The 22,295-nt window shown below is 57.4% G+C and carries 21 protein-coding genes; 7 read left to right on the plus strand and 14 right to left on the minus strand.

What is annotated here, in order from left to right:
* Window positions 1–94 precede the first annotated feature (94 nt).
* Window positions 95–949, plus strand: a complete 855-nt coding sequence (locus RHM56_RS13865; protein WP_322232981.1) for a LysR family transcriptional regulator — start codon at window positions 95–97, stop codon at window positions 947–949.
* 22 nt (window positions 950–971) lie between these two features.
* On the opposite strand, the gene RHM56_RS13870 is transcribed toward RHM56_RS13865, so the two are convergent.
* Entirely contained in the window at window positions 972–1,436 is a 465-nt protein-coding gene (locus RHM56_RS13870; RefSeq protein ID WP_322232983.1) for an Lrp/AsnC family transcriptional regulator, read from the minus strand.
* A 338-nt stretch (window positions 1,437–1,774) separates the two neighbouring features.
* Between RHM56_RS13870 and RHM56_RS13875 the strand changes: the two genes are divergently transcribed.
* The 6 genes from RHM56_RS13875 (at window position 1,775) to RHM56_RS13900 (ending at window position 7,355) form a co-directional block, all read left to right on the plus strand.
* Window positions 1,775–2,680, plus strand: coding sequence for a transporter substrate-binding domain-containing protein (locus RHM56_RS13875; protein WP_322232985.1), 906 nt, complete (start codon window positions 1,775–1,777; stop codon window positions 2,678–2,680).
* 115 nt (window positions 2,681–2,795) lie between these two features.
* Entirely contained in the window at window positions 2,796–3,437 is a 642-nt protein-coding gene (locus RHM56_RS13880) for an amino acid ABC transporter permease (RefSeq protein WP_322232987.1), read from the plus strand.
* Between the two features lie 8 nt (window positions 3,438–3,445).
* Entirely contained in the window at window positions 3,446–4,114 is a 669-nt protein-coding gene (locus RHM56_RS13885) for an amino acid ABC transporter permease (RefSeq protein ID WP_322232989.1), read from the plus strand.
* Window positions 4,107–4,883: an amino acid ABC transporter ATP-binding protein gene (locus tag RHM56_RS13890; RefSeq protein WP_322232991.1), complete on the plus strand. Its 777-nt coding sequence runs from the start codon at window positions 4,107–4,109 to the stop codon at window positions 4,881–4,883. The genes RHM56_RS13885 and RHM56_RS13890 overlap by 8 nt, the downstream gene beginning before the upstream one ends.
* A 44-nt stretch (window positions 4,884–4,927) precedes the next feature.
* Window positions 4,928–6,160 (plus strand): diaminopropionate ammonia-lyase, encoded by a 1,233-nt coding sequence (locus RHM56_RS13895; protein ID WP_322232993.1) that lies wholly within the window; start codon window positions 4,928–4,930, stop codon window positions 6,158–6,160.
* 25 nt (window positions 6,161–6,185) lie between these two features.
* Window positions 6,186–7,355, plus strand: coding sequence for a M20 aminoacylase family protein (locus RHM56_RS13900; RefSeq protein WP_322232995.1), 1,170 nt, complete (start codon window positions 6,186–6,188; stop codon window positions 7,353–7,355).
* 84 nt (window positions 7,356–7,439) lie between these two features.
* Here the strand turns inward: RHM56_RS13900 and RHM56_RS13905 are convergent, their stop codons facing one another.
* The 13 genes from RHM56_RS13905 to RHM56_RS13965 all read right to left on the minus strand — a co-directional run bounded on the left by RHM56_RS13905 (window position 7,440) and on the right by RHM56_RS13965 (window position 22,291).
* Window positions 7,440–8,495: a linear amide C-N hydrolase gene (locus RHM56_RS13905; protein WP_322232998.1), complete on the minus strand. Its 1,056-nt coding sequence runs from the start codon at window positions 8,493–8,495 to the stop codon at window positions 7,440–7,442.
* 23 nt (window positions 8,496–8,518) lie between these two features.
* A complete protein-coding gene (locus RHM56_RS13910) occupies window positions 8,519–9,304 on the minus strand; it encodes a hypothetical protein (protein WP_322233000.1) in 786 nt (261 codons plus the stop codon).
* Window positions 9,305–9,478: 174 nt separating this feature from the next.
* Complete coding sequence (locus tag RHM56_RS13915; protein WP_322233002.1) at window positions 9,479–11,869, minus strand: TonB-dependent siderophore receptor; 2,391 nt, start codon at window positions 11,867–11,869, stop codon at window positions 9,479–9,481.
* 168 nt (window positions 11,870–12,037) lie between these two features.
* On the minus strand, window positions 12,038–12,949 hold the full coding sequence (locus RHM56_RS13920; RefSeq protein ID WP_322241776.1) for a FecR domain-containing protein: 912 nt from the start codon (window positions 12,947–12,949) through the stop codon (window positions 12,038–12,040).
* Between the two features lie 35 nt (window positions 12,950–12,984).
* Window positions 12,985–13,494, minus strand: a complete 510-nt coding sequence (locus RHM56_RS13925; RefSeq protein WP_322233003.1) for a sigma-70 family RNA polymerase sigma factor — start codon at window positions 13,492–13,494, stop codon at window positions 12,985–12,987.
* 95 nt (window positions 13,495–13,589) lie between these two features.
* Window positions 13,590–14,615: a GlxA family transcriptional regulator gene (locus RHM56_RS13930; protein ID WP_322233006.1), complete on the minus strand. Its 1,026-nt coding sequence runs from the start codon at window positions 14,613–14,615 to the stop codon at window positions 13,590–13,592.
* Between the two features lie 107 nt (window positions 14,616–14,722).
* Window positions 14,723–15,574, minus strand: coding sequence for an ABC transporter permease (locus tag RHM56_RS13935; protein WP_322233009.1), 852 nt, complete (start codon window positions 15,572–15,574; stop codon window positions 14,723–14,725).
* Window positions 15,571–16,419 (minus strand): ABC transporter permease, encoded by an 849-nt coding sequence (locus RHM56_RS13940; protein WP_322233011.1) that lies wholly within the window; start codon window positions 16,417–16,419, stop codon window positions 15,571–15,573. The genes RHM56_RS13935 and RHM56_RS13940 overlap by 4 nt, the downstream gene beginning before the upstream one ends.
* Window positions 16,416–17,534 (minus strand): glycine betaine/L-proline ABC transporter ATP-binding protein, encoded by a 1,119-nt coding sequence (locus RHM56_RS13945; RefSeq protein ID WP_322233013.1) that lies wholly within the window; start codon window positions 17,532–17,534, stop codon window positions 16,416–16,418. The genes RHM56_RS13940 and RHM56_RS13945 overlap by 4 nt, the downstream gene beginning before the upstream one ends.
* A 76-nt stretch (window positions 17,535–17,610) precedes the next feature.
* Window positions 17,611–18,459: a glycine betaine ABC transporter substrate-binding protein gene (locus tag RHM56_RS13950; protein WP_322233015.1), complete on the minus strand. Its 849-nt coding sequence runs from the start codon at window positions 18,457–18,459 to the stop codon at window positions 17,611–17,613.
* A gap of 67 nt (window positions 18,460–18,526) precedes the next feature.
* Window positions 18,527–19,873 (minus strand): FAD-binding oxidoreductase, encoded by a 1,347-nt coding sequence (locus RHM56_RS13955; RefSeq protein ID WP_322233017.1) that lies wholly within the window; start codon window positions 19,871–19,873, stop codon window positions 18,527–18,529.
* Window positions 19,870–21,387 (minus strand): aldehyde dehydrogenase, encoded by a 1,518-nt coding sequence (locus RHM56_RS13960; RefSeq protein ID WP_322233019.1) that lies wholly within the window; start codon window positions 21,385–21,387, stop codon window positions 19,870–19,872. The genes RHM56_RS13955 and RHM56_RS13960 overlap by 4 nt, the downstream gene beginning before the upstream one ends.
* Window positions 21,380–22,291 carry a dihydrodipicolinate synthase family protein gene (locus tag RHM56_RS13965; protein ID WP_322233021.1) on the minus strand — a complete coding sequence of 304 codons (912 nt, stop codon included), beginning with the start codon at window positions 22,289–22,291 and terminating at the stop codon, window positions 21,380–21,382. Before RHM56_RS13965 ends, RHM56_RS13960 begins: the two co-directional genes overlap by 8 nt.
* Window positions 22,292–22,295 lie beyond the last annotated feature (4 nt).

Raw genomic sequence — 22,295 nt, forward strand, 5'->3', positions numbered from 1 at the left:
ATAGCGCGACCGGGGGCATTCTGGGAGCAATCCGAAGATGACAAAAATGATTTAATTTCGTAGGTTTTATTAATTTTCATCATGAGTTAGCCAAATGGACTTCGACCCAGCCCTGTTACGAGCGCTTATCGCAATCAAAGAAACGGGCAGTTTCACGCGTGCTGCCGAGCGCATGCACGTGAGCCAATCGGCGATCAGTCATCAGATCCGCCGCCTCGAAGAACAAGCCGGCACCACACTTCTGACCCGCACCACCCGGCGCTTGACGCTGACCGAAGACGGCGAAGATTTTCTGCGCCATGCCGAATGCATCATCAAGGCCCACGACGCCTTGATCCGCCGCTTTGAAACGTCATCGGTGACTGGGGCCGTGCGATTTGGCCTGCCAGAGAACTTTATCGGCGATGGCTTGCCGCCGTTGCTGACCCGCTTTACCCGGCAGTTTCCTGCGGTGCGCCTCGACGTCACCGTTTGCCCTTATCTGGACCTGCGTGCTCAAGTCGATACTGACAAACTCGATCTGGCCGTAGTCCTGGCATTACCGGGCAGTCCGGCGGGCGGCACCGTGCTGCGCGAAACCCATTTTGTCTGGGTCGCCGCGCAACACTTTGAATTCCCGGACGCTGGCCTGTTACCACTGGCCTTTGCCCCTGCGCCTTGCGTGCATCGCCAAGTAGCCATCGACGCTCTGCAGGACTCCAGCGTGGAATGGCGAGTGGCCTTTACCTCAGCCAGCCAGCAAGGCCTACGCGCCGCAGTCCTGGCAGGGCTTGCCGTTACCGCTTTGCCGAAGGGCGATCTGGAGCCGGGCATGCGCGTGATTGACGGCCAATATGGCCTTCCGGCACTGCCCAAGGCTGACTTCAGGCTTATTTGGAGTATCGCCGTAAAAAACCCAGCGGCCTGTGCGTTTGGGAAACTACTGGTGAGCGTGTGCGAGCCGAATTGAAGCAAAACCGAGTACGACCTTGTTATTCAAGGTCGATCGGTACGGCAAAGGTTCTTTTGATGTTTTGCATGGCCACGCAGGTTCTGAACTGTTTGATATTGCCAAAGAAAAACAGCTCTCGGGTCAGCAGTTCGTACTCACTCATGTCTCGCACATTCATCACCAGCAAAAAGTCAAAATCACCGGTCACGTAATACACCTGTTGCACTTGTGGGCAACTGACAAAGCGTTTTTTGATTTCATCCAGCAGATCAAGACGTTCATTTTCAAGTTTGACTTCGACAATCACCGTAATAGGTCGTCCCACGGCGGCCGGGTCAACAATACTGACGTTCTGCTTTATCACGCCTGAAGCCTCTAATGCAGCAATTCTTCGGTTAACGGCCGAAGGCGACAAGTTGACGTCCTCCGCCAATTCTCGCTGCGAGATCCGGTTGTTGTCCTGCAAAAGATTGAGAATCTTGCGGTCATAAGCATCAAGTTGCATGGGGTGATTCCTTCACAAGGGGCCGGGGGATTACAGCAGATAATGCGTCTGTACGCTCATTCCTTGCGCACACTGGTCGCAAACAGGCCATTAAACAGCGCCTGACGCAACAAAAAACCGAAAACGCAACAATGACCCATTTCAACCCTCGATTTTCGAGCAATTGTGCGCAGCCCCGGCAGTAGCATCTTTTCATCCCGCCTGCTGGTCAGGAATGGGCTGCACTTCCCACAGATCAAAACAATAAGAAAGGAGGAAGCATGTTTAACGCTATCCCAACCGCACTTGCAGCTTTTAGTTTGGTACTGCCCCGCCACTTATCCGATGGGAGCCTTGCGATGAATCCAGTTCAAGTACAACGAATTCCCCACACTGCATTGATTAAAGCAGGTCGACTAATTGCACTCGGCGCGGTCAGTCTTATTATCAGTGCCACGTTAAGTTTTACTTCTGTGGCGACAGCCGCCAACCTGGACGAGATCAAAAGCCGCGGCACGCTTAATATCGCCACCGAAGACAGTTACTACCCTTTTGAATTTATCAAGGACGGCCAGTCCGATGGTTTTCACAAGGATGTCATTGCTGAACTTCGCAAGTACGCGCCCTTTAAAGTCAACCAGGACATCATGCCGTGGACCGGTTTGCTGGCCGGTATTACTTCCGGCAAGTACGACGCCGCAATCACCGGCGCCGGAGTGACCGAAGAACGCCTGGGCGCATTTGATTTCGTAGCCCCGGTCGCGCCTGAAGTGTCGCATTACATCAAACGGGCGAATGACGACCGTATCAAATCAATCGCCGACCTGTCGGGCTTGACCGTGGGTGTGCAGGCCGGTGGCGCGCAACTGGCGCGCTTGACGCAACTAGATGCCAAACTCAAAGCCGGTGGCGGTTCGCTTGGCAAAATTGTTCAGTACCAGTCTTACCCGGAAGCCTATGCCGACCTGGCCAATGGCCGACTCGACTATGTCGTGAACTCCATTGTTCCGGCCAACATGCTGGTCAAGGAACGGCCAAAAGTGTTTGCCGTCGGCGAAGCCACGTCGAGCATGGGTTACATCGCCTGGCCCGTGGCCAAGGGTAATAAGGAACTGCTGGATTACCTCAGCGGCTTTGTTAACCACTTGCGCGACACCGGCAAACTTGCCGAACTTCAAGTCAAATGGCTTGGACAGTCCTTCGACACTCTCCCGCGCGAACCGATTACGTCTTCAGCACAGTTCACTCAATTGACCGCGCAATAACCTGAACGCCCTCATTGTTGGTGCATGACGTACCAACAATGCTCAGGTCACTACAGATTTCTGTTGGCTCGGCAGGCAGCTGAATGCCTAAGAACGTGTTCGAAGGATGTCGTTAATGGAAAGCAGTGACTGGATCACGCTCCTGTATGCCGCATGGACAACTATTTGGGTGTGCGGCATTTCTATCGCGCTCGGCATTATGCTCGGGCTGGTGGTTGCACTGTTACGTGCTGCCAAAATCCCTGTCATCAGCCACGTTCTCTCGGTCTATGTCAGCTTGATAAGAGCGACGCCGATGGTCACGTTGGTCTTGTTCTTATTTGTGATTGCACCGTCAGCAGGCTGGGAAGTTGATGCTCGCGTGGTGGCTATCGCCGCCATGACGCTCAATACAACGGCGTTCAACGCCGAGATCTGGCGCGGCGCGCTGAACAGTTTTTCCAAGGAGCAACTTGAAGCCGCCAAAGCCGCCGGCATGACCACGGGTTTAACCCTGCGGCGCATCATGCTCCCGCAAATGTTGACGACCAGCCTGCCAGGGCTGGTGAACGAAATGTCATTGCTGGTCAAAAGCAGTCCGGCCATCGCCATGATCGGCATTGTCGAATTAACCCGCGTGACCAATCGCATTGCAGCCGTGACCTATGACCCGCTGCCGCCGATTCTGGCAGCCGGACTGCTCTATATCCTGATCATCGGCGGGCTTGTCCGCTTCCAGCGAATCGCAGATTCGCGCGCCAAGCGCCTGGCCATGTAGGAGAGCCCATGAACGGACTAACCATGCTGTGGGACAACCTGGACGTGTTTGCGCTGGGGTTACAAAACACGCTGATCCTTTTTTGCGTGTCATCGGTGTGCGCTTTTCTGTTGGCGTGCGTTATCGCCTTCCTGTTAGAGGGGCGCGACAACAACGTCACCGGAAAACTGATTCGCGGGGCGATGGACCTGATGCGAATGCTGCCTTTCCTGATCTTTTTGTACCTGCTGTATTACGGCTTGCCCAACGTTGGCATCCGCCTGGATGTGTGGTCTGCAGGGTTCCTGGCGCTGATCACCTATCACGCGGCCTACTTTGCCGAAATATTGCGCGCTGCCAGAACGTCACTTCCGGCTGGCCAGGCAGAAGCGGCCTATGCCCACGGGTTTGTGAACTCGAAGATGTACTGGCGGATTCTGCTGCCACAAATGGTGATGCGCTCAGGGCCGCTGTTTGGCAACCAATTGGTCTGCCTTTTAAAAGACACCGCCTTCTTGTCCATCATCACCTTGATGGACCTGACCGCTGCGGCCTCGGCCGTACAAGCCAAATACTTTGTGCCGCTGCCACCGTTTGTTTTCGTCATCGCCTTGTATTGGTCAATCACACTTCTGGTCGAGGCATTGCTGCGTCGTCTTGGCCGACGCGCGCAGAAAAGAGGACTGGTTCATGAATAAGTCGGCCCCGGTCGTTGAAATACGCGATCTGCACAAAAACTTCGGCGGCATTGAGGTGCTTCGCGGCATCAACCTGCAGGTCGAACGCGGACAAACCGTGAGTATTCTGGGCTCTTCGGGCTCAGGAAAATCCACCATGCTGCGCTGCATCAACTGGCTGGAAGTGCCCGACGCCGGGGAGATTTATATTGGCGGCGAGCGCATGGGCGTCAAAGGCTGCGGGGTTAAACCCATGTCAAACCGCGAGCTGGCGGCGATGCGTGCTCGCACGGCCATGGTGTTTCAGAGCTTCAATCTGTGGCCGCACCTTACGGTGCTGCAAAACATTACCGAAGCGCCGATCCATGTCATGGGGGTCAACCGCAAAGAGGCCACCGGGCAGGCCACCGCCTTGCTGGAAAAAGTCGGCCTGTCGCACAAGCACGATGCCTACCCGTGGTCGTTGTCTGGCGGGCAACGCCAACGGGTGGCAATCGCCAGAGCCCTGGCGATGAACCCCGAAGTGATTTTGTTCGATGAGCCTACTTCCGCCCTCGACCCGGAACTGGTCGGTGAAGTGCTGGCGGTTATCCGCTCGCTGGCCGAAGACGGTTTCACCATGGTCATCGTGACCCATGAAATGGAGTTCGCACGCGCTGTTTCCGATGAAGTGGTGTTCATCGAGAAAGGCCAGATTATTGAGCAGGCCGCCCCGGAAAAATTCTTCACTGACGCCGACAGTGAGCGGGTCCGCCAGTTTTTAGGGCGCTACAGAACAGCCAGTGCATGAACAGCATTCATCTCTTATTTCCAATGAACAACGATGGAGCCGGTATGTTATTCGCCAACCCTCGCGCCACACGCTGCACCTATCCCGCCAGCCTTCAGGATGTAATGAGCGTGCAGGCCGCCCATGAATCACGCGACTGGTTGTCGCGCTGGGAACACCTGAGCCCGCACGCCACACCGCTGTGGCAACTGCCGGGGATTGCGGCAGAACTTGGCATTGGCCAGTTCTGGGTCAAGGACGAATCGACCCGTTCGCCTCTGGCCAGCTTCAAGGCCTTGGGCGCACCGATTGCACTGGTCAGGCTGATCTTGCGCCTTATGCCGCACGAGTCCTTTGACCCCAAGGGACTGATTCAAGGTCAATACCAAGAGCGTCTGCGCGACTTCACCGTGATCAGCGCCACCGACGGCAACCACGGCCGAGCGCTGGCCGCAGCTGCCCAAAGCGTCGGCTGCCAATGCGTCATCGTGTTGCACGCCAACGTGAGCACCGAGCGTGAAGCGGCGATTGCCGAGTACGGCGCGCGGATCATCCGGATCAAGGGCAACTACGACGAGTCGGTACAGCACACTGCCGACATAGCCGAGCAGAACGGCTGGCCGGTGGTATCGGACACCTCCTATGAAGGTTACGAAACCGTTCCGCGTGATGTGATGCAAGGCTACGGCACTATCTGCGCCGAGTTGATCGAGCAAACCACGGGCGACGCCAACGCCGCTAGCCCGTTCACGCATGTCTTGCTGCAAGGTGGCGTGGGCGGCCTGGCAGCGGGTATCAGCAGTTACTTGTGGGAAATCTATCAAGAGCAACGCCCAATACTGATCATGGTCGAGCCACATCAGGCCGATTGTCTCTATCAAAGCGCAATTGAGGGCCATGCGAGCAAAGCCACCGGCTCCGTGGACTCGGTGATGGCAGGCCTGGCCTGTGGTGAAACATCGCCGCTGGCCTGGCGCTTTCTAGAGACGAGCATCGATTTTTTCATGACCATCAGCGACGAAGACGCCGTGACCGCCATGCAGCGCTTGGCACGCGGCAGCGAGCGCGACATTGCGCTAGTTGCCGGCGAGTCAGGGGTAGCCGGTCTGGCGGCCCTGCAATGGTTGGCAAACCAGCCGCAAGCCGCCCAAACGCTTGGCATCGACCACAACGCGCGCGTGCTGATCATCAACACCGAAGGCGCCACAGCGCCGACCGTGTACACGCAATTGGTGGGGGAATCTGCTGAAGTCGTGCTTGCCCGACAACACCAGTGGCAACTAAAACACAGCGTATAAGCAGAACCATAAAGGAGCACCTGCCGTGAACCACGAACACGATTTTCACGCTCAACTGGTCAGTTGGCGCCACCACCTCCATCAACACCCAGAGGTGGGTTTCGAAGAGGTCCAGACCTCTGACTATGTCGCGGATGCCCTCACAGCCATGGGCCTTGAGGTTCACCGGGGCATTGGCGGCACCGGCCTGGTGGCCAGCCTGAGCATTGGCGACAGCGCGGCAGTGGTCGGCCTGCGTGCCGATATGGACGCCCTGCACATTCACGAAAGCGCCCCCGGACGCGAGCATGCCTCGGTCACCCCCGGAAAAATGCATGCCTGCGGTCATGATGGACACATGGCCATGATCCTCGGCGCGGCTAAATTGCTGACCGAACGCCGCGACTTCAACGGCACCGTGCGCTTTATCTTTCAGCCCGCGGAAGAGCATGGCTGCGGTGCCAAGGCGATGATTGCCGATGGCCTGTTTGAGCGTTTCCCGGTGGATGCGATCTACGGCGCGCACAACATGCCGGGGCTGCCCGCTGGCTCAATCGCCACCCGCTCGGGCGGGGTCATGGCCAGCGAAGACAACTTCGTTATTCGCATCAAGGGCCAGGGCACCCACGCCGCAAGGCCGCATATGGGCATCGACCCGATCGTCATTGGCTCCGAGATCGTACTGGCCCTGCAAACCGTGATTTCTCGCAACCTCGATCCGAGTGTCCCGGCGGTTATCTCCTGCACCGAATTCATTACCGATGGCATACGCAACGCCATCCCGACGAATGTGGTGATCAAGGGCGATACCCGCAGCTACGCGCCTGAAGTCCAGGCCATGCTGGAAAAGCGCATGGGCGAAATAGCCCAAGGGATTTGCCAGATGCATGGCGCCACCTGCGAGTTTGAGTACACCCACGAATTTGCCCCGACGGTTAACTGGGAGCAATGCACGCCCATCGCAGTTGCAGCGGCGATCCACGTAGTGGGTGCGGGAAAGGTCAACGCAGACATCCAGCCGATGATGATCTCGGAGGATTTCGGGGCCTTTCTTCAAGTCGTGCCAGGCAATTTTGTATTCATCGGCAACGGTGAAAAAACCGGTGAAGGCGGCACGCCTTTGCACAACGCCCACTACGATTTCAACGACAACGTGCTGACCACCGGTGCCCATTACTTCGCAGAGGTTGCACGCATCGCGCTGGCAACCCAATAACCCACGACGGTAAGAGCGAGCTTGCCTCGCGATCTTTTAAAAGATCAAACGATCGCGAGGCAAGCTCGCTCCTACAGATAAATATCAGGCGCCTTCGAACTTGAAGGGCGGGCTCACTTGAAAGCGACTCGACACTTCACCCGAGAAAATGGTGCTTTGATCCGGCCCTAAATCAAGCTTTTTGACCTGACCGGTGGCTTGGGTGAAGTCCAGTTTTTTAAGGTCTACCCAGAAAGTATTGGGGGTGATGGCGGATTCGAAAAAGTACAGCCCTTGCTTGTGATCGATCACCGAGCGCCAGCGGGTCGACGAGATATTCGGCTCTCCGGGGGTGGTGATGCCGTAAGGCACCGACACGTTGCGGATCACGCTAAACACGCTGGCTAGCGACAGGCGTGCGTCCTGATTTTTGGGCACTGCGTTTACGTAAAACGAGGCGCGGGCAAATCGGTCGGCCGAGCGATTGGTACCGGGCAGCATGACGGTGCCGCCAATCGCCTGCCAGTAAGCATTCATGGCCAATTGAGCATCAAACGCCGGAGAGTTGGTGACCACCTGGTACGCCCGGCTGTGGTGAATCACTTGCTTGCCGTCGATGTATTCAATGACCGCGCTATCACCCGAGGCGTCAGACATTGCAAGGTGCAGCGTGGCCAAGCGGCTTTCACCCGGCACCTGCGCAGTCACCACATTGAAGGGCTCCGTTTTGAGCACTTCCACTGCTTCGGCCACGGTACTGAAGTTATCCAGTACGTACTGAGCCCAGGCGGCAATGCTCAAGCCCGGTTTGTCCTTGTTAAACGGCGGATACTCCGACTCGACCAGCCACAGCACGTTGGCCGCCAGCCCGGCTTCGTTAACCCCGTCTGTGGTCGAAATATCGTAGCCGCTGGCAATCACGCTGCCGTACTTGGAGGTCCATTTAATGGACGATGGCCCGACCTCGCCATTGCGCTGCATGCCCTGCGGGAACACCCACAGGTTAGTGGCGACATCGGTCTTCCAGTCCATGGAACGGGCCGTGATCACCCTCTGATCGTCTCCCAGGTAAACCAAACGGGTACAGGCCTGCGCCAGTGGCAGCGATAAAACGAAGCCTGACATAGCCAGAATCAGCGCTTTGATGACTGGTTTTTTCATTCCTTTGATCCTTGCAACACTCATTAGAAACGCATGGACAGGCCCAGCACAGGCCCACGCTGGGTCACATCGTATTTGAAGGTGTTGCCGGTGAAATCCCGGCTTCGATATTCTTGCGCCAACACGCGATAGCCCAGGCGCACTATTGTCGGGTGCTCGAACAGGTACAGGCGGTAACCGAGGTAGGCCTGAGCGTTATAGGTTTTCTTCGATGAGGTATCAAAACCACCGGTGTCCGCGGCGCCAGAGAGCAGCCAGCGATCAGTCAGGTCAGCTTGCAGGCGCACGCCCACAAACGGGTCAGTCCATTCGGTTTTTTTCTTGGTGCTGAAACCTGCGGGATCGATGTCGACTTTGGTCGAGAGCTTGGTCCAGCGCAGGCCCGCAGTCGGTTCAACCCGCCAGCTTCGCGGCTCGCCAAAGACCGTATTGCCACCTAACGCCTGCTCATAAACCCGGTAATAAATGCCGCCTGCCAAGGTGGTCTGGGTGATGTCCAGGCCGATTTTCTGGCCATAGACCCTTTCAGACTGGCCGGTCTTGGCGTAAACGCCGTCAACATAGAAACCCAGCGTGCGGTTGGTGATTTCCAGGTTGCCCATGAAGACCTCGTTGAGGTTATTGAACACCTCGCGAAACCCCACATCGGCCTTGGTCTCAACCCCGCCCAGCGCGACCTGGCCACTCATGGAAGGCGCCCAGACAAATGGGCTCACCAGTACCAGCCACTCATCTTTGTCAGCACCTGAATTGCCAAAAGGCGCTTCAGCTTGTGCCGTTGAACACATACCCAACACAGGCCAAGCCATGCACATCATCCTGAACATCTGCTTAGCCGTAACTAGCCTCAGTGCCATCGCTTTCGTCTTCCTGACTGACTGGTTCAAATGTCTGACCTAAGGGTATAGCACAACACATCTGAACCTGTTTTGAACCTCTCAACAGCCAGTGGGTTGAGCCTGCCAGACACGCATGGCACGCGGTCAGAAACCAACCGTGGCGGACAACAGGTACGTGCGTGGCGTTGAAAGCGTCAAGCCAGGCTCGCTGTCATCCGAGGCGCCCGCTGAACTCCAGTACCGTTTATCCATCACGTTTTCGACCGTAGCGCGCAAGGTAATGGCCTTGTCGTCAACCTTGAAGGCATAACGCGCGCCCACATCGAAACGCTCCCAGGGGTCGATTTCCTTACTGTTGGCCTGGTCCAGATACTGCGAACTGGAGTAAATACCGCGCCCGGTCAGGGTCAGCCCCGCTACGCCTGGCACATCCCATTCGGTGCCCAGGTTGACGTTGTACTCCGGCGTCGCTGGTGCCCGATTGCCGTCATAGGTGCCGTTGGTGGTGTCAGTCAATTTGCTGTCGATGTACATGACACCACCGAGCACCCTGAAGCCTTTGAGCGGCTCGCCAAACACACTCAATTCCACACCACTGTTCTGGCGTTTGCCATTGGGGCCAAAGACTTGTGTCGTGCTGTTGGTTTCATAAGCCGGCTGCTTGATGCGAAACACACTGGCGGTGAAGGCCATCGGCCCCATGTCGTACTTGGCACCGGCTTCGATTTGACGGCTGATAAACGGCGGGAAGATTTCGTCATCGTTGACTGATGTTGACGGCGCGATCTTGCCCTGGCTCAGGCCTTCCATGTAGTTGGCATACAGCGACAACTTATCGGTCAACTTGTACAAAATGCCGCCCGAGGGCGAGACTTTTTCTTCGTCGTAAGCCGTTTTTCCTTTAATGCCGTTATTCCAGTCATCAACCTTGACCCGCTGCCAGCGCGCGCCCAGGGTCAGCAACAGGCGCTCGTCGAAAAAGCCCAGCGTGTCGGACAGCGCCACGCCGCTGAAACGGTTTTCGGTGTAGACCTTGGAATCCATGCGCGTTGGTGTGCCAGGTGTCGGTGTCACCACGGGGTCATAGATATTGCTGGGCGCTGTCGCGTAACGAGCGCCGCCGTTGGTGAAGTCCATGTAGTAGTAGCTGGTCGCCAGATTGAGCTCATGGCTCACGTCGCCGGTGTGCAACCAACTGCGCACACCGGCGCTTGCCGTGCGCACGTTTTCGTCACGGGTGAAGTCACGCGGCTGCACGATGAAATCGCCTGCGTCGTTGGTCACAGGCACCGCATGCCGGAGGAAGTCGTGGTTGCTTTTGCGTGCGCCGACACCGCCATAGAGCATGACCGAATCATTGACATCGAATTCGCCGTTGAGCGTGCCGAACGTGTCTTTCGTGCGTGCCCGGCTCCAGGGCTCGGCGTAGTTGTGGCGCACATCGTTGGCATTCGGCACCTTGGCCTTGGGGCCAATTTGCACGCGTTCCTGCGGGGCATCGGTGTTGCGTTCGGTGTGCCCTATGTCGGTTGAAAGGCGCAAGCGCTCGCCACGAAAATCCAGCCCCAGCACCGCCATTTCACGGTCGACGCTCTGGTGATCCCATTCAGTGTCACCTGACTGTTTGACCCCGTTGAAACGGATACCAAACTGGTTTTCGTCCCCAAAACGACGGCCGACATCGACCGCTCCGCCCACCTGACTACCCGATGCGAAACTGCCCGTGAACTCAGTAATGGGTGAATCGGTGGCGCGCTTTGGCACGATATTGATCCCGCCCCCCACGCTGCCACGCGGCGAGATGCCATTAATGAGCTGACTTGGGCCTTTGAGAATATCGACCCGTTCGGCCATTTCCATGTCGATGGTGTAGGTCGGCAGCACGCCATACAGGCCGTTATAGGACACATCGCTGTTGAACAGGCTAAAGCCACGGATGGTGAACTGTTCATAGCGCCCACCGGCCGGGTTGGTGGCGCGCACCGATGGATCACTGGCAATCAGGTCACCCAAGGTTCGCGCCTGCAGGTTTTTGCTCGCCTCGCGGGTGTAGGTGGTCATGCTGAACGGCGTTTCCATAAAGTCCCGCGAGCCGAGCAGACCTTGCGAGCCCTGACGTGCGACCTGACCACCGGCGTACACCTCAGCACCCGTGGAGCCGCCCGCACCCAAGATCGAGGTGCTGGGCAATTGCAGGCTGTCATCGCCCTGCGGGATTGCAATCAGGGTGTAGTCCTGAGCACCGGCCTTCAGCAGTTGCAAACCGGAACCTTGCAGCAGGCGGTCAAAGCCCTCTTCTACCGCGTACTCACCGGACAGCCCGCTGCTGGAGTGACCACTGACCAGCGCCGGATCGATAGACAGGTTGACCCCGGCCAGTCCGGCAAAGCGGGTCAATGCCGCGCCCAGGCTGTCGGCGGGTACTTGATAGCTGCGGCGCTGGCCAGTTTCGGCCCAGCTGGAGGAGATAAACAAAGGGCTGGCGCTGAGGGTCAATACCAGACCAAAACGCAATAAAGAGGGAACTGCAGGCATGGGACAAAGCTCTCGTATTTTATTCACTTACCTCCAATGACAAGCGAGATGAAAAAAAGGGACAGGCTCTTGCAGCTCTGTGGGCGCGGGTTTACCCGCGATTTATCAGAAAAACCGCAGCCTGCATCGCTGGCAAGCCAGACGCCCACAGTCAGAGGTAAAGACCTGTCACGTGAGATTTTTCCGTGGCACCAGCGTTACCCAATATCGGGTACGCGTGTGCACATCGACCGGCAAGCTGGCAGCCAGTAACGACAGCACCCGATCAGTGTTGTCCAGGCCAAAGCTGCCGGTCACGCGCAACGCTTCTAGCTCTGGCTCCCAGCGCAGCAAGCCGGGTCGATAACGGCTCAATTCACGCAGAAAGCTCCCCAGTGGCTGGTTGTGTGCCATCAACACGCGTTGGCGCCAGCCGGGCAACAGCGCATCAAACACCGTAACAGCCCCTGCCCCCGCCGCGCGCAAGGTCATTTGCTGGCCTTCACGCAACACCCACGCAGGGCCGCGCAACGGTTGCAATTGCACCTCTCCGCTGACCACCGACACCTGGCAATCCTCGGCGTTGAGGCGCACGCACACTTCGCTGCGACTGACGCTGATACGCCCGTACGGCGCCTGTATCGTCAACGGCGCACTGCCCGGCACTTTAAGCGCCATTTCGCCACGCACCAGGGTCAGCAGTCTGGCCTTCATGTCGACATTCACGGCACTGGCGGTGTTGAGTTGCAGCGAACTGCCATCGGCCAGCGACATTCGCGAGTGCCCGCCTGTGGCGGTCTGTACATCCGCCCGCCACACGTCCAGCGGCAGTTGGCGGCTCACCAGCCAAGCTGTCGGCACCACCGCTGCCACGCACAGCGCCTGCTTCAACAGCGCACGACGCCCCGTATCCGGGCGATCCAGTGTGGCCATCGCCAACGCTGTTGGCAGCGCACTGAAACGTTGGCGCAAGCTCTGCGCCTTTTGCCAGGCACGTTCATGAGCACTGTCGCTGTCACGCCAATGCTGCAATCGCAGATGGTCATTGTCGGTGGCGCCACCGGACTCCAGCAGTGCCAGCCATTGCGCTGCCGCGCGCATGACCTCACGGGCGTCGGATGCGGCGCCAGCAGGTTTCAAGCGTCCACCAGCAGGCAATGTTCATAGGCTTGCGCCATATAACGCTTAACTGTGCGCTCAGACACCTTCAAGCGCTCGGCGATTTCCCGATAGCCCAACCCTTCAAGCTGGCTCCACAAAAACGCCCGACGCACCACGGCAGGCATGCCATCGAGCAATTCATCGAGTGCTTGCAGGGTTTCGAGCAGCAGCCAGCGCTGTTCGGGCGACGGCACGCACTCCTCGGGCAGTTTCGCCAAGGCCTCCAGATAGGCCTGTTCCAGACTGCGTCGGGTGTAAAAGTTGCTGAGTAGACGCTTGCCTATCGTCAGCAAATAGGCCCGAGGCTCACGGACATCCACCAACGGTTGAGCACTTGAAAGCACCCGCAGGAAGGTGTCCTGACTCAGGTCCGCCGCATCCCAGGCGTTGCCCATGCGCTGGCGCAGCCAGTTTTGCAGCCAGCCACTGTGGTCGCGATACAGGGCATGCAGGGTCGGCTCGGTGGGCGGCGCGGCTTCAATCATCTCAAGAGACCCTGTGCGAAGAATGCAGTAAATGAGACTGATTCTAATTTGGGTTACATCTCGAAACCAAGTTCTTTTTGCCGCGCCGCACCTGCCTATTTGACCAGCCGCTTTTCCTTGGACGGGCGGTAGCCGAAGTAGGCGCTGTAACATTTGCTGAAATGGCTGGGCGAGACGAAACCGCAAGCCACCAGCACGTCAACCTGAGACAGCTCGGTATGTTGCAACAGGCGCCGTGCTTCGGTGATGCGCAGTTCCAGGTAGTAGCGCTGCGGCGTGGTGCCCAACTGTTCTTTGAATAAGCGTTCAAGCTGGCGACGGGAACGGCCAACGTAGACCGCCAGTTGCTCGAGTTCCAGCGGCTCTTCAAGATTGGCGTCCATCAGCTTCACCACCTCGCGCAAGGGCGCGCTGACGCTGATTTTTTCGGCCGGTTTGATGCGCCGGTAGCGCGACTCTTCAAACGCCAGAATGTCTTCAATCCCTTCGACCAGCGCTTTGTCGTGCAGCGCCTTGATCCAGTTCAGCGCCATCTGGAATGCCCCCGAAGGGCTGGAAGCCGTCAAGCGGTCGCGATCAATGACATAAGGCTCGCTGGTGACGTGCGCACCTTTGGATACTTCCGCCAGCGCTGGCCGATGCTCGGGGTGAATCGCGCAACGGTAGCCTTCCAGCAGGCCCGCGTTGCCAAGAAACCAGGCGCCATTCCACAATCCGCCCAGGCTGATGCCCTGCTGGGCAGCGGTTTTGAGCACGTGGATGAACCCGTCATCGGCTTTGAGCTCAGTGCGGTAGCCGCCGCACACCACCAGCAGATCCAGCTCATTGAGTTGGGCGATGTCCAGCTGTTGATCGGGGCGAATGACCAGCCCCAGATCGCTGACAACCTCTGCTTGGCCTAAACCAAAGGTCTTGGATGAGAACAAGCCGGGGCGCAGCAAGTTTGCGGTGATCAGGGTATCCAGCGCCTGGGTGAACGCGGGCAAGGAGAAGTGTTCAAGCAATACGAAACCAGTGCGGACCAATGGCCGCGTGTCGCCGGGGTTTTCTTTTAAATAGCGCAGGTTCTTCCCCTTCATCCCGCCGCTGAATTGACGTCGTTCGATCAAGATTCGATCCATCTGGTTACGTTAACGAGCACGCAGTTGGCTGCGTTGATAATGCGTAATGCTAACCGCCAGCAGGGCAAAAAGCTCTTGCTGCTGGCGTTTCGCCTACTGACGACCGATCAGGCCAGTGTGCGCGGTGATTGACGCTGCAAGAGACCGCGTGACAGTCGATCCAATAGCAGAGCCACCGCCACAATCGCGAGCCCGGCACGCAAGCCCAACCCCATTTCCATGCGTGTCAGACCACGGGTCACTTCAGCCCCCAAACCGCCCGCCCCCACCAGCCCCGCCAGCACTACCATCGCCAGAGACATCAAAATGCACTGATTCAACCCCACCAGCAGTGTGGGCGCGGCGGTCGGCAACTCAATCTTGAACAGGATCGAGCGCGGCGAGGCCCCCATCGCCTGCCCCAGCTCCAGCAGGTCTTTGGGCAATTGCTTGAAGGCCAGCGTGGTCAGTCGCAACATCGGCGGAATCCCGTAAACGATGGTCGCAATAATGGCCGGCACTCGGCCCAGGCTGAACAGCATGACCGCCGGGATCAGGTACACCCACGGCGGCACGGTTTGCATTATGTTCAACAGCGGCACCAGCACTGCATCAACCCGCTTCACTCGGGCAGCCAGCACGCCGAGTGGAAAGGCGATTGCCACCGACAACAGCACCGAAACCGAGACCAGCGCGATGGTCTGCATCGAAGCCACCCACAGCCCGGAGAACAAACAGAACGCCAGCATCAGCGCTGCAAACACAGTCACTTTGCGATTGGTGAACACCAGCGCCAATACCACCACCACAGCCATCAGCACATACGGATGCGGGGCCAACAGGGCGTTCTCAACCACGCCCAATACCGTTTCAATGACCAGGCTGATCATTTTGAACAGCCCGTGGAAATTGCCATTGAGCCAGTCAACCAGCGGTGCCAGGTAGTCGCCCGGCGAAAAACTCAGAGGGGTTGCACTCATTGGGCGGCTCCTGTTCGACATTGAGCGGCGCTTTGCGCCAGACGATCCAAAATCATGGTCAGGATCACGATAGCGATGGCTGCGTTGATCGACCTGGCAATATCCAGCGTGCGGATCGCCCCGTAGATCGCCTCACCCAGACCACCAGAACCGACAATCCCGGCGATCACCACCATGCCGAACGCCATCATCAGGCTTTGATTGACCCCGGCCATGATGCTGGGCAGCGCAAATGGCAAGCGGATTTTGAAAAACATCTGCCAACCCGTGACCCCGCAGGCATCACCCAACTCGATAAATTCGCGGGGCGTTTGACGAATGCCCAGTGATGTCAGGCGCATGGCCGGTGGCAAGGCCACGATAAAGGTCGCCAACAATGCCGTGGCCGAACCATAGCCAAGCAAGGCAATGGCGGGCAGCAAGTAGATGTAGGGCGGCAAGGTTTGCACCAAGTCCAGGCAAGGCTCCACGACACGATCAAATGAAGGCGTCAGCCCCGCCAGCACCCCCAGCGGTATCGCCACCACCAGCGCCAGCAAGGTGGCGGTCAGCACCAGAGCCAGCGTACTGACCGTCTCTGGCCACAGCCCCATGAGGTGGCAAAACATAAACGCCAAGCCAGCCAAAACCGCGAACCGGGCGCTGACCACCCGCCAGCCAATTAGCGCCATCACCAGGGCCACACCATAAAACGGAGGGAAGGCCAGACAGGCCTGCACGCCTTCGAGCATGCCCTTGAGCCCCTTGTTCAAGGCACTGAACAGCCCATCGCCGTTGTCCATCAGCCATTCAAGGCCAGAATCGACTGCCGTGTCGAATGCGTTGGCAAAGTCCGGCGTGCTCATAGAGAAGCCTCCAGCACCGTGGCGGCGGGGGCCGCTGCGAACTCATTGGGAATACCCTGCACGCCGCGCAGCAAATCACGCGGGGTAATAATGCCGACCACTTTTTGCTGGTCTACGACCGCGAGGGCTTCGCGCTCAGACTTCATGGTCAACTCGATCAACGCGTCAATATCGGCCTCTGGCGTGGTTTTGCAAAGTCGGCTGATGTCACAACCGGGGTGCGCGGCTTTGTATGCCGCCACTGGCGTCATCACCGAATGCGCCTTGACCAGATGCAGCCGGGAAATACCGGCCACAAATTCCGCCACATAATCATCTGCCGGGTTGAGAACGATCTCCTCGGCGGTGCCCACTTGAATGATTACCCCGTCTTTCATGATGGCGATGCGATCACCGATTCGGATCGCTTCGTCCAGGTCGTGGGTGATAAACACCGCAGACTTGCCCAGTTCTTTGGTCAGTTGTCGGAATTCATCCTGCAACTGACGGCGAATCAGCGGGTCAAGCGCACTGAACGGCTCATCCATCAGAATCACTTGCGGATCAGCCGTCAGCGCCCGCGCCAGCCCTACCCGCTGCTGCATGCCGCCAGACAATTCGTTCGGGTAGCGCGAAGACCAATCGCTCAGTCCCACCTTGGCCAGCGATTTTTCAGCCACCTTATAGCGTTCAGCCTTGCCAACACCTTGCACCTCAAGGCCGAAGGCGGTGTTTTCGAGTACGGTGCGGTTAGGCAACAAGGCGACACTTTGAAACACCATGCTGATATGCCGCGCACGTACTTCGCGCAATTGAGCGGCCGTCATCGACATCAGGTCCTGGCCTTTTACCCGTATCGTTCCGGCACTGGGTTCAATCAGTTTGTTAAGCAATCGGATCAAGGTGGATTTGCCACTGCCGGACAACCCCATGATGCAAAAAATTTCTCCGCGCCGAACTTGAAGGCTGACGTCAGAGACGCCCACTACACAGCCGTAGTTTTGCAAGATCTGGGTCTTGGACAACCCCTGCTGAACCACTGCATTCATGGCCGCAGGCGCGTTTTTTCCGAAGATTTTCCAGACTGACTGGCAATCCACCAGTACTTCGTTTGTGTCAATTTTAGCCGTAGTCATGTGGTAACCCGTCGAACCAGTTTGGGCTGGTTTCTCTAATTGATCGTAGGGCGGCAGTGGCGCAGCAAAGGCGTTGTTATTGCTTTATGTTTTCCCAGCGTTTCAACAGGTCGGCATGGCTGTCTGTCCAGCTTTTCACCGCTTGATCAAGGGTTTGGCCATCTTTCACTTCACCGTTAATCGCGGTGATGTCGGCAAGCGGTACATACACACTGGCCATGATTTCACGGGCACGCGGGTAGTCCTGAGAGAAACCCTTGTGGCCGATCCAGTAATAACCCTGAGGCGGCGGGAAAGAGCCTTTCGGGTCTTTAAGGAATTTGAGGTCATACTTTTGTGCCATCCAGGACGGCTCCCAAATAGTGACGGCCACCCATTCCTTACGGTCGGTTGCCGACTTTAATGCAGCCGTCATGGCCGCAGTACTGCCGTCCAGCAGTTTAAGTTTGAGGCCGTAGTCAGTGACGGCCTTGGCCGCGTCATTCATCACGCCAGAGCCGGGTTCAATACCGATGATCTTGCCGCCAAACTTGTCAGCGTTGTCATTCAACTGTTCCATCGAATCAATATCGACATACTTGGGAACAGCAAACGCTTGATAGAGCCCATAAGAGACTGGCGACAGTTTTTCAATGCGGTTTTTATTCTTGTTCCAATAGTCTTGCGCCGCATAGTCTGTTTGCGAAGCAATGACCTGAATATCACCTTTACTTAACGCCGCGTAAGCAATACCCCACTCGGAGAACTCAACAACTTTTACGTTATAACCGGAGTCTTCAAGCACTTTTTTTGTGATTGCAGTAATCGGCGTTAAATCTTCCCATGACAATGTGCCCATGGTGATCGTTTTATCTTCTGCATGCACTGGCAAACTCATCATGCCGGCCACCGTTAGAGCGCAGAGTGCCTTCCAAATTTTTTTCATGGCGTGCCTCGATCTACGAATACAACGAGAAGTTAGCTTTTATTAAATAAAAGCGTTGTTGAAGCGTTCAGCCCTCGCGCCCGGTTCTTAAGGCCTGCCAGCGAATCACTGAATTAACACCTAATGTTGTTAACAACTTGGGCGGTAACTTGCTGGGCCCAGGCAAACGACTGAAGTTATCCAGACTGCTGGAGTGCATACCGCTCGCCAACTCCGCCGCCATCACCCCGGCCAACGTACTCTTGACCGTACCCAAACCATTTTCACAACAGGCTGAATACAGCCCTTCTTCCACCTCGCCAAAGGCCGGTGCACTGTTACGGCTTAAGCACAGCCGCCCTGCCCAACTGAACTCCAGCGGTATGGATTTCAACTCGGGAAAACGTGCATCCATCGAATGGCGCTGTTCTTCGGCAATCGCGGCCACCCGCGCAGGCGTGACTTGAATGCTGGGGTCATAGGTGAAGCGGGTACGGATCACAATGCGCGAATAACCCTCGATGGTGATCTTTCGCAGCGTCGCGCCCATCGGGTCAGCCGGCAGCAGTGCCCAGCGCTCCTGACTTGCCGCCTGTTTTGCAGACGCATCATGGCGGTAAGCGGCCGTCATGGAGGCGTAGGTAAATACGTGCAGCAACCGCCCCTGAAAATGCCCGAAGTCTTCGACGTGGCCGTTGACCGCAAGAATCACCTTGGGCGCATGAATCACCCCACGTGCAGACTTGGCGGTCCAGGTACCCGCTGCGCGTGAGAGCTCAATGATCGGCGAGCGTTCGTACAGGCTGATCTTGTCCCCCAACCCGGCGGCGAGGTCACGGATGTATTGCGCGGGCTGAATCATCACCGCACCCGGGGTATACAGCCCGCCGTGGTAATAGCTGGAGCCGGTGATGGCCTGCATCTGCGCCGCGTCCAGCAACTGGTACTGCTCGCCAATGCTGTTGAGCGAACGGGCGTAGTTGCTATTGAGCTTCATCCCGCGTTCGGTGGCTGCCGCGTTGATCTTGCCGGACGGGTCAAACGTCTGCGCCGACAGGCCATATTCGCGAGCGACATCCGCAGCAAAGGCAATCGCAAAACGGTTCTGCGCGATCTCCTGCGCGGTAGCGGACTCGCCCGCCACCGAATACTCGCCCGACGACAGACTGTGCGGCACGTCGATCATAAAACCCGAGTTTCGACCTGCCGGGCCCTTCGCCACTTCATGGGCATCCACCACCGCAATGCTGTCGCCAGGGTGCAACTGCGACAGCCTGCGGGCGGCAGACAAACCCGCAAAACCGGCGCCGATAATCAGCCAGTCCGCCGATACCCGTCCATCAAGCTGACGCACAGGTGCTGTGCGCGTCGAAATAGCCTCCCAACCTGAAACCCCGGTGTCTACCGGCAGACGCTTGATGGTGTGAGTGCTCATAGGTCAGTCTCATCCACCGCGTGATCCGTCACGTCGATCCAGATGGTTTTGATTTCGGTGTACTGATCGTGAGCAAAAATGGACTTGTCTCGCCCCCCGAATCCCGACTGTTTATAGCCACCGAAAGGCGTAGAGGCATCGCCTTCGCCAAAGCAGTTTACGGTCACGATGCCAGCGCGAATGTCACGCGACAATTTGATGGCCCGGCGCAAACTGCCGGTGTACACCGACGCTGCCAGGCCGTACACCGTGTCATTGGCCAGGGCAATGGCTTCAGCCATTGTGCTGAAAGTCGTGACCGACAAAATGGGGCCAAATATTTCTTCCTGGAACAGTCGGCTGTCGCGGTCGACCCCATCAATCACCGTTGGCTGCACAAAAGCGCCGTCGACGGTATCGCCGCCGTACACCACCTCAAGCTTGCCGGCCACCGCCTGTTGGAGGTACGACTTCACTTTCTCGAAATGCTCAGGGCTGACCAGCGCCCCGACACGGTTTTGCGGGTCGAGTGGATCACCCATTTTCCATTCGCGGATATAGGTGCCCATGCGCTTGAGCAACGCATCTTTGACAGATGCATGCACCAGCAGGCGCGAGGTCGCCGAGCAGTTTTCGCCCATGTTCCAGAACGCACCGTTGACCACCTGTTCAGCCACATAATCCAGGTTCTCGGCATCGTCCATGACCACTGCCGGGTTTTTGCCACCGCACTCCAGCACGATACGTTTGAGGTTCGAATCCGCTGCGTAGTGCAGAAAACGTCGGCCAGTGGCCGTGGATCCAGTGAAGCTCACCATGTCGACATGGTTGTGCAAGCCGATAGGTTCGCCAACATCCTTGCCGGTGCCGGTCACAATGTTCAGCACGCCAGCAGGCACACCGGCTTCAAAGGCCAGTTCGGCTACGCGCAACGTGGTCAGCGACGTCTGCTCTGCAGGTTTGACGATGACCGAACAACCGGCGGCAAGTGCCGGGCCTATTTTCCAGGCCAGCATCAACAGCGGGAAGTTCCACGGCAGTACGCACCCCACCACCCCGATCGGCTCACGCACAATCAGCGTCAATGCATTGCTGCTCACCGGCGCCGTGGTGTCGTACAGCTTGTCGATCAACTCGGCATGCCAGCGCAACGTGTGAATGGTATCGGGCACATCGACCAACTGGCACTCGCTGACCGGTTTGCCGCTGTCCAGGCTCTCAAGCACGGCCAGTTCGTGACGGTTACGCTCAATCAGGCGGGCAAACTTGAGCAACACGGCTTTGCGTTCGCCAGGTGCCAGCAACCGCCAGCGCCCATCGTCAAAGGCTTCTTTGGCTTTGGCTACCGCGTAATCAACGTCTTCACTGGCGCAGGCCGCCACATCGGTCAAAAACTCGCCGGTGGCCGGGTTATACGTGGCAAAGGTCTGCCCGGAAATGGCGGGCTTGAACGCGCCATTGATAAAGGCATTGGACGGAAACGAAATAGATTGCGCGAGGGCGGCATACTCCGGCGCGGTCAGTAAATCACCCATGGCTGACCCCCGAAGTAATGTGTGCCACCGTGCGTTTCACATTGGCAATAATGGTTTGCAGGCTGTTTTTTTCGTCAGAATCGAGCGGCAACAATGGCAAGCGCACATCACCGACTTTAAGGCCGCTCACTTCACAGCCGTACTTGATCGACTGCACAAACTTGCCCTCTTCCAGGGCATTCATCAGCGGCATCATCGCCGACATGATTTGACGGCCTTTATCGAAGTTCTTTTCGATTACACAGGCTTCATACAACGCAACATGCTCTTTAGGCAGGAAGTTGGAACCGGCACACACCCAACTTTTCGCGCCCCACGCAAAGAACTCCAGGGCCTGATCATCCCAACCGCATGACAGCGCGATATGCGGGAACTCACGAGCCAGCACATGGACACGGGCCATGCTTCCGGAACTTTCCTTGATGGCCACTACATTGGTCGACTTGCTGACACGTGCCAGGTAATCCTCATCCATCGACACGCCCATGCGCCCTGGATAGTTGTAAAGCATGATCGGCAAATTGGCCGCGCGATCAATGGTCAGTGCATGCACCGCGTTTTCTTGCGAGGTGGGCAATGCATAAGGCGGCGACGTCACCAAAATGGCATCGGCGTTAATCGCCTTGGCTTCTTTGGCATAGTGCACGGCGTCTTCAGTACGAATCGCCCCGGTACTGACAATTAGTTGTGAACGTGTGCCGATCACATCTTTGGCGTAGGCAGCCAGTTCAATCCGTTCTTCAGTGGTTTGCGCGTAATACTCGCCGGTAGAGCCGCCGACAATAATGCCGTGAACCTTGGCTTCGATCAGCGACTCCAGTACCTGCGAGTACACCGCCCAGTCAATGTCTCCATCAGCCTTATAAGGCGTTACCGCGGGCGTATAAATACCTTCAAATTTCAAGACT

This window comes from Pseudomonas sp. CCC3.1, from assembly GCF_034347405.1.
Classification (GTDB): domain Bacteria; phylum Pseudomonadota; class Gammaproteobacteria; order Pseudomonadales; family Pseudomonadaceae; genus Aquipseudomonas.

What these genes read in the sequence shown, in the direction of transcription:
- RHM56_RS13915 (WP_322233002.1), bottom strand. Translation starts at nt 11,869, where the DNA reads ATGCCTGCAGTTCCCTCTTTATTGCGTTTTGGTCTGGTATTGACCCTC.
- RHM56_RS13885 (WP_322232989.1), top strand. Translation starts at nt 3,446, where the DNA reads ATGAACGGACTAACCATGCTGTGGGACAACCTGGACGTGTTTGCGCTG.
- RHM56_RS13910 (WP_322233000.1), bottom strand. Translation starts at nt 9,304, where the DNA reads ATGGCTTGGCCTGTGTTGGGTATGTGTTCAACGGCACAAGCTGAAGCG.
- RHM56_RS13940 (WP_322233011.1), bottom strand. Translation starts at nt 16,419, where the DNA reads ATGAGCACGCCGGACTTTGCCAACGCATTCGACACGGCAGTCGATTCT.
- RHM56_RS13895 (WP_322232993.1), top strand. Translation starts at nt 4,928, where the DNA reads ATGTTATTCGCCAACCCTCGCGCCACACGCTGCACCTATCCCGCCAGC.
- RHM56_RS13920 (WP_322241776.1), bottom strand. Translation starts at nt 12,949, where the DNA reads ATGCGCGCGGCAGCGCAATGGCTGGCACTGCTGGAGTCCGGTGGCGCC.
- RHM56_RS13905 (WP_322232998.1), bottom strand. Translation starts at nt 8,495, where the DNA reads ATGAAAAAACCAGTCATCAAAGCGCTGATTCTGGCTATGTCAGGCTTC.
- RHM56_RS13930 (WP_322233006.1), bottom strand. Translation starts at nt 14,615, where the DNA reads ATGGATCGAATCTTGATCGAACGACGTCAATTCAGCGGCGGGATGAAG.
- RHM56_RS13865 (WP_322232981.1), top strand. Translation starts at nt 95, where the DNA reads ATGGACTTCGACCCAGCCCTGTTACGAGCGCTTATCGCAATCAAAGAA.
- RHM56_RS13960 (WP_322233019.1), bottom strand. Translation starts at nt 21,387, where the DNA reads ATGGGTGATTTACTGACCGCGCCGGAGTATGCCGCCCTCGCGCAATCT.
- RHM56_RS13890 (WP_322232991.1), top strand. Translation starts at nt 4,107, where the DNA reads ATGAATAAGTCGGCCCCGGTCGTTGAAATACGCGATCTGCACAAAAAC.
- RHM56_RS13880 (WP_322232987.1), top strand. Translation starts at nt 2,796, where the DNA reads ATGGAAAGCAGTGACTGGATCACGCTCCTGTATGCCGCATGGACAACT.
- RHM56_RS13875 (WP_322232985.1), top strand. Translation starts at nt 1,775, where the DNA reads ATGAATCCAGTTCAAGTACAACGAATTCCCCACACTGCATTGATTAAA.
- RHM56_RS13950 (WP_322233015.1), bottom strand. Translation starts at nt 18,459, where the DNA reads ATGAAAAAAATTTGGAAGGCACTCTGCGCTCTAACGGTGGCCGGCATG.
- RHM56_RS13925 (WP_322233003.1), bottom strand. Translation starts at nt 13,494, where the DNA reads ATGATTGAAGCCGCGCCGCCCACCGAGCCGACCCTGCATGCCCTGTAT.
- RHM56_RS13870 (WP_322232983.1), bottom strand. Translation starts at nt 1,436, where the DNA reads ATGCAACTTGATGCTTATGACCGCAAGATTCTCAATCTTTTGCAGGAC.
- RHM56_RS13955 (WP_322233017.1), bottom strand. Translation starts at nt 19,873, where the DNA reads ATGAGCACTCACACCATCAAGCGTCTGCCGGTAGACACCGGGGTTTCA.
- RHM56_RS13945 (WP_322233013.1), bottom strand. Translation starts at nt 17,534, where the DNA reads ATGACTACGGCTAAAATTGACACAAACGAAGTACTGGTGGATTGCCAG.
- RHM56_RS13935 (WP_322233009.1), bottom strand. Translation starts at nt 15,574, where the DNA reads ATGAGTGCAACCCCTCTGAGTTTTTCGCCGGGCGACTACCTGGCACCG.